A 12,275-nucleotide genomic window follows, 5' to 3' on the forward strand; every position below is an offset into this window, starting at 1 on the left:
TCTTATGGTTGCAGCAACTGCCGATGGGTATGCAGCCCCGATGCACGGGTTATTTTCTCTTCGCCGTAGCGCAATTTTATCTTGTCAAGGGCTTGGTAGAGACTGTGCAACTCAATACGGTCTTCAAACATATCCAGTTGCTCTGTGCCGTGTACCAAATGCGATACCCGTACCCCGACCAAACGTATCAGCATCCGCCGCTGGAAAAGCTGGTCAAATTGCTGCAAGGCTTCTTTTATTAAAATATGGTCGCTCGAAGTATAGGGGATGCGTTTTTGTTTGCTTTCCGTGTCAAAATTGCTGTACCGTATTTTTACCGTAATACAGGCGGTTAGCTTTTGTTGCACCCTTAGTTTATGGGTAAGTTCACACACCATATTGGTAAGGATGGACTTGATGGTAACAACGTCTATGGTATCTTTATCAAAGGTGCGTTCGGTGCTGATGCTTTTTTGTTCAGAATACGGCACTACGGGGGTACGGTCGATACCGTTGGCACGTTCCCAAATCACCCTGCCGTTATCCCCTAATACATTCACCAAAAGAGGGGCGGGCATTTGCCGTAGGGTATAGATAGTGCCAATGCCCAAATCGCGTAGCCTGCGGTAGCTCTTTTCCCCCACCATAGGTATTTTGTTGATGGGCAAAGGGTCTAAAAACTCCTGCATGATGTGCTGCAATATTTGCTTTTCGCCATTGGGTTTGGCTTCGCCCGTTGCAATCTTGCTAACAGTTTTATTAGGTGATAACCCGAAGGAAATCGGCAGCCCTGTTTCTTTAATGATGCGCAGCCTTAATTCGTGCATATAGCTGTATGTGCCGTGAAACTTATCCATGCCCGTCATATCTACGTAATGCTCGTCAATGGATGCCTTTTCAAACAGGGGTACTTTCTCGGTAATAATCTCTGTAACCATGTGTGAAAACTTGCTGTAATCCTCATAATCACCGCGAACAAATATGGCATTGGGGCACAGGTAACGGGCTTGTCGGGCTGGCATAGCCGCATGAATGCCGAAAGCCCTTGCTTCATAACTGCACGAAGCCACTACACCTCGGTCAGAAGTACCCCCTACAATAACAGGTTTACCCAAAAGGGCAGGGTTTTTAAGCCGCTCAACGGACACAAAAAAGGTGTCCAAATCGAGATGTACGATTTGATTTTCCATTGTTGAAATTACCGACAAGAATACGTTATATAATTAAACGGGTTTGTGTTAAACAAGTCAACAGGAAATTTGTTACTAACTGATTGTCAATCTGATATTTTACTAAAAGTGTATAGAAAGCAAAACAGTAAACAGGGTGTTATCACCCTTGTCACGATTAGAGTACCCGACTACTTTTGGTTTCCTTTTGATTTTTAGTTGTGCATCAATATATATACTATCAACTTGCCCTTGTTGATGTGTCATCACAAGATTAAAACCGCTCCAATGGGCGGTTTTTTGTTTTGATACAGCACACAACTGTTTTATCCGAAAAACTGGATGATATAAAAGTGTTCCACTGTTTCACCCGTTCCAACATGGAACAAAGTGGAACGGGTGGAACGGCCAACAACGTGTTGTTGGGAAAACTCCCAAAACGATGGATTTTACTTCTATTTGAGGTCATATTGCTTGGGTAGTGACACGCTTAATATTACATGTGCACATACGCTAAAAGCCTGTAAATACTACATTCCTTGTTTAAGAAGTGTAGTATACAGCTTAAAAAACACGGTGTTTAACGGTTAAAAACACCTCATTGAAAAACCCCAACAACACGTTGTTGGAAATCTTCAACGCTTTGTTTTTTGGTTAATCGACAGGTACTTTAAAAGTACATTGATATTGGGTGTTTTCACCCTTGAAAACTTAGCCTGCACCTTCTAATTTTGCTTGGTGTAAATATTTTTAAAACATTGATTTGATAAATTATCTATCCCAAGATAAATAATCAAGTTTCCACGGAGGCAGCAGGGATGAAGCCCTTTTTAATATTGTCTATTCTTTAGCACTCAAAAAACGGGTGTTTTCACTGTATTATTAATAATAAATATGGTTAATGTTTGCACTATTGTTTTACTGTTTGGGTGCAATAGCACCAAAACCATGCTCTTTATACAAACAAAAACAGTGTGTTTCTAAAAACAACGTGTAGTTGAACCGGTGTTGGTGTAGTTTGGGTAGTTTACTACCTTTGTGTAAACGATAGACGTAGTTAGAAACAATAACCTTAGACTATAAGGGAATACATATTATGTGTCCTAAAGATAGTTCTGCACAGAAAATCGCGAAATTTATGTACCGCAGGACTGCATTTAAGGACACGCCCTCAAAAAAGGGCGTGTTGCTTCTATGCTGTTACGGTACGGGCTTTCGCGAGCCTTCTGTGTAGCAGTTATATGGGGTACACGCCCTTTTTGAGTTTCTTAATGTTTACCTAATGAAAAGTATCAATTTGCAAAATTCCGTAAAAGTAAAATATATGCTTGCAATTAGTGCAAGTGGATTAAAAATCGTAATTGCTACCTTAGTAATTGCAAACTAACCTGTTTCAAACTATGAAAAAAACAATTACTTTTTGTCGAAAGGTTAGGTTACAACAAACGATTTACAACAATAAACCGTTATTTATGTATCTTATAAATATGAAGAAATTACTTGTACTATTTGCTTTACTGTGCATCGTTTCCTTTAGTGTTAACTCATGCAAACCCGACGACGATTATGTAGCCAAAGACTGGCCGATACCTCAAGAAGTATTGGATTATTATTTCTTTAAAAAAAGTACGTTTTGGGTATTTGAAAACGATAAAACAGGTGAAAAAGACACCCTCAGAGTTGAGAATACGAATAAATACTGGATTGACGGTAGCAGGGGAGATAGGTTTGAACAAGGGGATGTTTTTATAAAAAGTTCACTGGACGGTTATACATACCATTATTATGTCAACACTCAAGGCAGTGCTGGTTGTATTAGAGATGGCAAAAACAATAGACCATGCTATAGCATTTACTGTACAAAGTATAAGCCGGGAAATTTTGTTGGTGAAAGCTCTTTCTTATTTTATCCCTTCCAAAAAGATTATGGAGGACAAGCTGACGGGTCATTACAAACATCTATAATTCGAATGGTTGACAAAAAGGACAGCATGGAAATTGAAACACTGTCACTCAAAGATGTCCTGATAGTAAACATCTCAAACTCAATAGTATCAAATAGAAAAAATATGACTTTTTATTGGGCAAAAGGAAAAGGACTCATACAAAAAGATAATTTAACCGATAACCAGACATGGAAGCTGATTGACCACATGATCACCATGTAGTCGCTTTTTATACCCATTTCATAAATTTTAGTACATGAAAAACAAACTACTTTTAGTGGTAATGGCATTGATATGCCTGTTACCCACCATTACATTCGGGCAAACATCTCCCGACCCTAATCTTGCCGCAAACCTTAAAAAGTATTGGGAAAACCGAGACCGTTTTCAAAAATTTTTTGTAAAAATAGGGCTTGGGCAAGGCGAAAGCATACCCGCTTCACGCCGCAACCGTTTTGACAATGCACACATTATGCGCTGGCAGGATGCTACGACCCATTTGGGATACTACATCGGCGTATTGGCTACCGAGTACAAATTGTTAAAAGATGCTAATCAACCTACACAAGCAACCTTGAACGAATTGTACTTTGCGATAGAAGCCTTTAATAGATTAGATTTAAGAGGGGAGTTTCATTATGCTGGCAGGCTTAAAGGTGAATTTGCAAGTGAAAGTTTGAATGGATGGTTTATTCGGGACGACGTCCCTGCATTATTTTCACAAAATTGGGCAGATTTGGGTATGCACAAATCGTTTTCAGACTTTTTCAACCCCGATTTACCAACAGGCAAAGAATTTGGTGCAGGCAGCGACCCCAGCCACGACCAAATAATTGCATTATTTTTTGGATTTGCCTTTGTAAAAAAATACGTGGATAATGTGTTTGTACAACCCGTAAGCGGCCATAGGGGGTTCAATGTCGTGTCAGAAGTGCAGGACATTACCCGAAGGATAATGGGACGGTTGCAGGAATTTAAAGATTTTAAAGAGAATGAATTTACCCCTGATGAAAATTCGGCATGGACAGTGAAACGTAATTACTGTTTCGGGAACCCAGTGTACGGATGGGAAACAATTGAAAAACACGATAGGTGGACTTTTGGAATGGCATATCCAATCGTACGGTTGGCGCAAACTGTTACAGGCGACAACAGCTTTGAAGAAGATTTTAAGTTTCAATATTTCAACGGAGATGTAAACTTTATTTTCCGCATTCCGTTTTCAAAGTTGAGTGCCATTTATTACAACCAAATTTGGGATAATAACGCACAAGGGTGTATTGATTTTGCTCAAATAATGATAGACCTTTTATCATTACATGGCCTACAATATGTTGATATCAACAGCCTCCAAGACGTATCAACCCCCATTGATTTATTAAATCCTGCGCACGTTGCCATAGCTATTGCCGGATTAACAAGTGTTTTAGACCTTTTACATGAACCGTTTACAGAGTGCATAGACCCTAAAGGAATTAATGATTTAATGAATATGCGTATTGTTTTTACAGCAGTTGCACAATCAAACATTCAGGATATTTCGGAGTTGGAAGAAAAATGTACCGACTATCTACCATTGCCCATATTTCCGATGATTGCCAAAATATATAACGGTTTATATATCACCGAGGGTAATAGAGACCATTGGCTATCAATATTAAATGAAATGTCAGCGTGTGAAGGTTCTTTTATGTACACAGCCAATAACGACCCGAATAATCCCTTAACAGGTCACGGCGGAGATTACTGGTCGTATGAAAACAGGTGGTTGAAACATACTGATGGATTTCATGAGTTCAAACCCGGAGAAGCCTTTGTTCAGGCAGGTAATTATTCAGCACTGGATTTTATGCTGATGTATAACCTGTTTCACATTCAATTTGGGCAATCCCTAAGCATTCCAACCTATACCCGCGATGTTATTTGCCCCTGCAAATCCGTCAAATTTTCCGAAGTCAGCAATTCAGTAAACAACAGCAATTGGAACGAGTTTACAGAGATTATCCTACCCAATACATCCAGCCTACAACACTTCCATATTGTTAAGAAATACGTAAATGACTATAAAGACATCGGATTAAACCTTGAGCGTTACATTATGCAGGATTTAACCGTGATAGGCACAGGTAATTTACAGATTAGGGAAGATATAAAAGCCTGCAACAATGCCATCCTTAAAGTTGAAAAATTCCCTGCCCCTCAAAACACACAAGGCAAAATTCAAGTGGGTAATACGACTGGTGCTCCCGAAGACCATGCCAATGTAACCTTGCGCTTTATCGCAGGAACGCAATTACAAATAAAAGAAGGAGGTATCCTTGAAATCCATAACAACTCACGGGTGATTATTGAAGAAGGCGCAACCCTAAAGGTTTGGCCAAACAGTACCGTTTTCTTAAACGGTTCAAATGCTGTATTGGAAATAAGAGGCAACATAGAATTAATGACCAACGGTGTGTTTAAGCCCACAGGCACTGGCCATGTGCTGTTTAATATCCCCAAAACAAACAACAACCCCAACATTATTGTAAACGGCAACAACTGCCAAATGGTGTTTGAAGATGCCACAGGAACACGCCCAAAGAAAATGGTAATTGCAGCCAATACTATCGTTTTTCCCCCTGCCAATCTTAACCTGTTTAAAATAGAAGGGGTAAGAGTAGAGTTACTGGGAGCAACAACAGGAATAAAGTTAGGATGTCCCTTTCATCTTGTCAACAGCGATATAGCTGGGACTAATTCTGAGGGCATAACGGTTTATCATTTAACACAAACCAATTACATAACAGGTAATAATTTCAGTAATCATAACAGGGCATTAACCTTCACAGGTTATTCCTCATTGTTTGATATAAAAATACGCTACAACCAGTTTTCAAACTGTGTCAACTCTATTGTATTGTATCAACAACCCGCCCACGTAGGCGGTAACTACTTTGACAACAGCGGAGGTGTTTTAGCAGGAGGTGCAGTTGCAAGTGCAGGGCCAATAAAAGCAGGTTTATATCGAGGGCCATTGCGCGTAGAACTAAACCGCTTTCAAAACTCATCGGCAGTATCTGTTAATGGTTCATCATTTCCCACCGTTAATCTGATGGGTAATGTGTGTAATTGGACAAGTACCTCGCCTTTTGGCAAAGGTTGGGGCTATGGTGGAGATAGGACTACCAGCACCCTTACCTGCAACTATTTTGAAAACCAAGCCGACGCCGTTTTTGTGAGTTCAGGAGGTGAACTCAATCTAAGTACCAATCGAATCAGCAACATTCCCACAGTAACAGGCGGCAACATTGCTGGAGGAAACAACTATTTCAAAAATAATCAACGCAGTATAGCTTTGTTTAGTAACGGAAGTACCCCCGTCACTAATGCTTACTACTACCTCAACAACGGATACAACTCTTTTGATGCTAACCCTGCATTGCACGGTTCCTCATTGAACATAGACAGACAATGGAATTATTTAGGTCTTAACCACCAGTTAAACGCGAACGGTAATATAGTACTTAACAACAACTATTTTGCCCCGCTTCTTGACCATTCCAATTACTCATTCCCACCTGTAAACACAATAGAAAAGAACGGCTATCCTGGATATCATTTCAAAGTGCTTGAATTTGGGGCGAACACTCCTTTTTATATTGTAGGTACCATGCACAACCCAACTCATACTTGCCCAGTTTCGTATTGGAACGATGCTGTGGCCAATCCTACCAGTTTTGACCCGATGACAGTGGGCAGCTTTGGGACTAACAAGCGCAATCAAGAACGTCCCTTTGCCTCTGATGGAGTAACTACTGCTATCGTACCATCAGGTACGTATATGGGTCAAAACATGGGTACTGCTTTTAACAATGCATTAGGGGGCGTATCTGCACCCGCAACAGACCCCGAAGAAGGAGCTGTACTTCGCCCTGTTCCGCAAGGCTTGCTCAACTTAGCCAATTTATTAGCAAGTACAGCTTCGTGTACCGATGTTGCAGGTATGAGCATTTATAAAGACGGATATTCTATTTATCTGAAAACCTTAGCCGATGCTTATGCACTAAATGTGTTTGAGGGCAACCCTACGTTGGAAAACAACCAAATTACCGCAGCTTTAGCGGTATTTACAGCTATTGATGCACACAATCTGCAATTTCAGTCCACCCAACCCAACCGATTTTATGAAACCAAACTAAATACCCGCATTGACAAAGCACACGTTTACAGGGCATTTAAGCGGTTTGATGATGCCTTAACAGTTGTGTCAGACCTTCTTTCTTTTGCCAACAGCACCGACCAAACCTCTGTAATGTTTTTGAACTGCTATATTGAGAATGAAAAGCAGCTAAAAAACAATGTGATTAACTGGTTGGAGTTTGAGGAGTTCACGACCAATTGCGGAGTATTGTACAACCAAAGCTGGCCAACTTATACCGATAGCACAGGCGGAGGGGATACCACCCAACAAGGTGGCGGCACAAGTGAACCTTATGTAACCTACACCTTAAACCCAAATCCTGCCACCGATATTATTACAGTGGATATGAATTTAAACACGGACGGTAATGTGAAGATAGCCGTGTTCAATAAGTTCGGGATTAAGGTGGTTAATGATATACCATTAGGTGTACTATTGGCAGGCAATCACACTCATACTGTAACAATAGCAGGTTTGCCTGTTGATGTTTACAACATGGTGTTGTATGTAGATAATGTGCCTTTTGTAGAGCATTTTATTAAGCAATCGGAATAAGCGTAGAAACTTTTTGAACGTAAAGCAGTTTGTTCTGCTTTACGTTCATATTTATTGAAAAAACTTAATTTTAACTCATTATGAAATACTCGTTTACTCTGTTAATACTTGTTTTAGTATTTGTTTCATTTCAGAGAAAAGCTATTGCTCAACCTACACGTGAGGACTTTGAAAAAATGATGGTTGTGCCAAAAGTCCATTTGGATTGGCTAAAAGAAAATACAAAAGAACTCACCACCCAAAAGTTTAATACTAATAATTCTTTGTGGGAGAACCAATTAAAGGATATTTATGTAAAGGATGCTGAGGGACGATTTACAAAAACTGCATTGTTTAGCTGGCAGGCCAATAATTGGGATACGGTAAGTGCTACCAATTATTACTATCAAAAAGATGCCAGCAATAATGTAACAGGATTGACCATTTTAACCTATCCTTACTATGCTACAATGAAAGGCTCGAGAGTAAATTATTTCTACAAACAGGGGTTAATAGACTCTGCTTATGTTGAAGATATAAAAAGTTTTGGGTCATCCACTGACGGTTATGTATTGTACCGTTATAACTCCAATTTCCAAAGGGTTTTAGATTCTCTTGTTTTGCAGAACGGCTTAATTCAGTCAAGGCATTATTGGTACGATGCCAATGGTAGGTGCATAGGTCAAGCCTACACTAAGATTAACTCCATGAATACATTGGATACTTTGTTAAAAGAGGTAGTGGAATATTCCATTAGTGGTTTGTTGTTGAAGTGGACTCGGTTTTCGTCAAATGGAACTGCGTTATACAAAAGCGATGAAAATGTTTATACCTATACACCAAGCGGAAAAATAAAGTCAATGGAATATTTTTCAATCAATGGAGTCAAGCGTTACTCCTACTTCAACTATTACAACAATTCAGATAAGTTGGTCGCAATGGTTAAGAAGGCAGATTATATTGCTGCCGGTGCAAATGAAGATAGTATTGTGTTAACCTACAACCAAGCTGGTCAACTCGATACTGCGTATTCATATTGGCACTTGGATACATTTAAGTGGAAAGCCCAACCCCCTTTCAGGTATATTTATGAGAAACTGACTGTGGGTACCGAACCGTTTAATAGTGCCCTTGCTCCGATAAATATTTATCCGAACCCCGTTACTCATTCAAATTCCCTTGTGAATATTTCTGTTCCAACGCTTCAAACCGAAACAAGCTGCTCAATTACAATTACTGACTTAACAGGCAGAAGGGTGATGACTAAACACTTTCCTGAAAATCAGTCTTTGTTCTCAATTGAAGTTGGACAGTTGGAAAGGGGTACTTACCTGTTAAATGTTGTTACTGATGAAAGGAATATTGTGGGAACCCGTCGTGTTGTGATACAATAGTCCCGTTCTAATGGGATGCACAGTGTTTTACACCTCAGCCGCACCAAAATTGGTGCGGCTATTTTTAAACTTATATTTATCCGCCTTATGAAGCAACTAACTAACCGATGGAATGAACTTCAAGAACGTGCAAAATCCTTTCTAAACAGTACGGCATTCCAATATTACACAATAGACATTCCCTCACTGCCAAATCAGGGCGGGGTATATTTAATCTGTCTTGCGGACGAAAGTCTCAACGAAACCCCACTTTATATCAACTTCACCAGCAACCTACGCAACGAAATCTTTACCAAGCAGCTTGCTTACATCTTAACCACCTCTGAAAGTTCCAACGGTACGGCTACCATTTTAAGAAGTAATTGTTACCTTCGCTATGTGGTTGAACCCGACCCAAAGGAGCAAATGGCACTCACTGTTGCCGTATCTTTGGAGTTAAAACCGCTCTATCAAAACAACTGAGGTGCTGTACCTATGTTGTACCCAAGATAAAAAACACAAATTTTAATCTTATGTAATCATTTGACTAAAAGCATTTTAATTATAAATTTTAAAACAACAAACGAACTTGTTTCAGGACCTCATTACTAAAAACATAGTTATTAGTGATGCGATGCCGACCTGCGTCGGCATGACAATAAGAATGTTCTTTGAAAAAATATGTTTCAATAGTTACTCACCTTGACCATGGCAAGGAGTTCAAGTAGTTAAGTACACCCCTTTGCAGAAATGCGAAGGGGGAACTTTTAACCAACAAGGTGAGTAAGAAATTTGTAGAAATGCCGTAGGAAAGGGATACTTCGTCCACCTTTGGGCTAGGTTAATGGATTGCAAAATCCATTTTCTCGGGTGCAAATCCCGGTTGACAAGGCCCTGTTCTTTTTCCGCTTTTCGCTTTCTGCAATAAAACACTTCAAACAGTGTCGTAGATAAGAGTTACTTCGACTGTTAATCGGGTGGTCGCGGGTTCGAGTCCCGTCGGGGCGACGTTATCCTGAACTTGTTTCAGGAACTCATAACTAAAAATTTTGGCAATGAGATTCCGACCTTCGTCGGCACAACTGCCAAACAAAACCATCGTCCCGTAGCTCAGTTGGATAGAGCACCATGTTCTCTTTTCGCTTTTTACCTGTTTGAATTATAAAAATACTGAAAGATGCCGTAAACAAGGGATACTTCCGGCAAACCTTAAATGGTAAGCAGGTTCGAGTCCTGCGTATAAAATGTGCCCTTGTTGCACAATGCTCTTTCATTTAAGAAACAAACGGTGCCGTTTGGTAAGGGATACTTCACTTTTAATGAAACCAAGCCCTTGCTTATTAATGCCCGTTTTAAAACGCAGTGCCGTATGGTAAGAAGTACTTCGCTTTTAACGATGACCCGCTTTCTGCCGCTTTTGCCTGCTTTTTTAAAATTATTATATGCGTTCTTTAAAATACTGATGAAAGATGCCGTAGACAAGGAGTACTTCGCTGGTGAACACCTTTTGGTGCGCGGGTTCAAATCCCGTAAATCGCCTTGTTGCCTTTTGCTCTTTCATTGATAAAAAATAAATGGTGCCGTAAGTGAGGAATACTTCGAGAACATTTGTGTGTCGCAGGTTCAAGTCCTGCCCCCGGCGTTAGTTGGGGTAGTTCAGTTGGTTAGAACAACAATAGAAAAGACCCTTGCTGCCCTTTGCCCATTTTTTAAAATATTGGATAGTGTCGTATAACAGGGATACTTCGATTCAGGCCGGAGGATGCAGGCGCAAACCCTGCGGGTCTACAAGCCGTAGTTTAAGTAAAACGTCCGGAGCAAGCCCCTTTTCGCTTTTACCTATCCATTAAAAATGCCGTGCCGTTGTGTAGAGATACTTCGCTTTGGGTGCGTAAGAAGCAGGTGCAATTCCTGCAAGCCTTCGGGCTTTGGTGTAACAGTAACACGTATCATGTTAACTCCACACGCTTTTTGCCGGTTTAAAATACAGTGCCGTTGGCAAGAATTCCTTCGACTCCCATTGAAAATTGAGTCTTGCCGCTTTTGCCTGTTTTTATTTATTTTCAAGTTCACGCAATAGTTGATACATCTTTTTGGGAGTGTTAAGGCTCTTTTGCAAATCCTGTAGGCTTAACTGTTGGTTTCTTGCCTTAAAAAGCAATGACCTATACGGCAATGTCGCGGCAATTTTATTAAAGTCAGCGCCCGCATCCGCCATTAGCGACTGTGCTTTAAGCTCCAACATATTTTTCAACTCGTCCAGCAACGGTTCTCTTTGTGATAGCATTACTGCAATACCCTCTAAATATTCTTTTACCTCGGGGTCTTCTACAAAAGATAATTTTGATAACTGCTTTTCAATTTCATCAAACACCATTTCTTCCCAATTCTTGTTTTTAACTACCGGAAGTTGCCAACGACGTTGTTCTGATGCCCAATAATCTTGGGATACCTTGTATTAATGAAAAATAAAGCCCGGAAGTTCAAGTACGGTAAGAACCCCCCCATGGCAGGCTCCCGTATCAATTCCGTAAGTGTTATTTACTATTTTGGGAAACTCCCCAACCACGTGATGACCATAAACGATGGGCTTTGTGCCACTGTAATAATCTGTCCAATAGGTGTTTTCAGGGTATATTTTTTCCAGATACCTTGCGCCTGAAGTCGAACCGCATAAAACGTCTTCTTTTTGATGCTTTAAAGGAACATTATTTTCAAAAGCGGCGTGCACAATAATGGCTTCGGATGTTTCATAGTAATAACCCAGTGAATTTATCCATTGTATAAATTCAGGATATTCATCACCCATTTGTAGTTTAACAATTTCTTGGGCATAACTTAAAATACCCCGTTGGTGCTTACGCTCATGGTTGCCCATTAATACAACGGTGTTGGGGGTGTTTTTAAAGAAATGATAAACCTCAACTGATTTTGGCCCTCTATCAACAATATCTCCCAAAGAAACGATTACGTCATTTTCAGTTGCATTTAAATCGTTTAGTAGTCCCATCATTTCATCATAACAGCCGTGTATATCACCAAAAACAAATGTGCGGTTCATTTGACAAAAGTAACTTATGTTCTTAAACCT

General features: G+C 40.1%; 5 protein-coding genes and 1 pseudogene. 4 read left to right on the forward strand and 2 right to left on the reverse strand.

Features of this window, described 5'->3' with window-relative positions:
* Positions 1-2 precede the first annotated feature (2 nt).
* On the reverse strand, positions 3-1,169 hold the full coding sequence (dinB, locus tag F9K23_06040) for a DNA polymerase IV (protein KAB2917312.1): 1,167 nt from the start codon (positions 1,167-1,169) through the stop codon (positions 3-5).
* A 1,466-nt stretch (positions 1,170-2,635) separates the two neighbouring features.
* Here dinB and F9K23_06045 point away from each other — a divergent pair.
* From F9K23_06045 to F9K23_06060, 4 genes are all read left to right on the forward strand, one after another.
* Complete coding sequence (locus F9K23_06045) at positions 2,636-3,316, forward strand: hypothetical protein (GenBank protein KAB2917313.1); 681 nt, start codon at positions 2,636-2,638, stop codon at positions 3,314-3,316.
* A gap of 34 nt (positions 3,317-3,350) precedes the next feature.
* Positions 3,351-7,832 carry a hypothetical protein gene (locus F9K23_06050; GenBank protein KAB2917314.1) on the forward strand — a complete coding sequence of 1,494 codons (4,482 nt, stop codon included), beginning with the start codon at positions 3,351-3,353 and terminating at the stop codon, positions 7,830-7,832.
* Positions 7,833-7,912: 80 nt separating this feature from the next.
* On the forward strand, positions 7,913-9,205 hold the full coding sequence (locus F9K23_06055; protein KAB2917315.1) for a T9SS type A sorting domain-containing protein: 1,293 nt from the start codon (positions 7,913-7,915) through the stop codon (positions 9,203-9,205).
* 87 nt (positions 9,206-9,292) lie between these two features.
* Positions 9,293-9,667: a hypothetical protein gene (locus tag F9K23_06060; protein KAB2917316.1), complete on the forward strand. Its 375-nt coding sequence runs from the start codon at positions 9,293-9,295 to the stop codon at positions 9,665-9,667.
* Between the two features lie 1,570 nt (positions 9,668-11,237).
* On the opposite strand, the pseudogene F9K23_06065 reads toward F9K23_06060, so the two are convergent.
* Positions 11,238-12,245, reverse strand: a pseudogene (locus F9K23_06065) (metallophosphoesterase).
* Positions 12,246-12,275: the final 30 nt, after the last annotated feature.

The sequence above is a fragment of the Bacteroidota bacterium genome, from assembly GCA_008933805.1.
In the GTDB taxonomy this organism is placed as follows: domain Bacteria; phylum Bacteroidota; class Bacteroidia; order UBA8524; family UBA8524; genus SB11.

Bases quoted from the DNA above. Each gene is read 5' to 3' on its own strand.
- dinB (KAB2917312.1), bottom strand. From the start codon at position 1,169: ATGGAAAATCAAATCGTACATCTCGATTTGGACACCTTTTTTGTGTCC.
- F9K23_06045 (KAB2917313.1), top strand. From the start codon at position 2,636: ATGAAGAAATTACTTGTACTATTTGCTTTACTGTGCATCGTTTCCTTT.
- F9K23_06050 (KAB2917314.1), top strand. From the start codon at position 3,351: ATGAAAAACAAACTACTTTTAGTGGTAATGGCATTGATATGCCTGTTA.
- F9K23_06055 (KAB2917315.1), top strand. From the start codon at position 7,913: ATGAAATACTCGTTTACTCTGTTAATACTTGTTTTAGTATTTGTTTCA.
- F9K23_06060 (KAB2917316.1), top strand. From the start codon at position 9,293: ATGAAGCAACTAACTAACCGATGGAATGAACTTCAAGAACGTGCAAAA.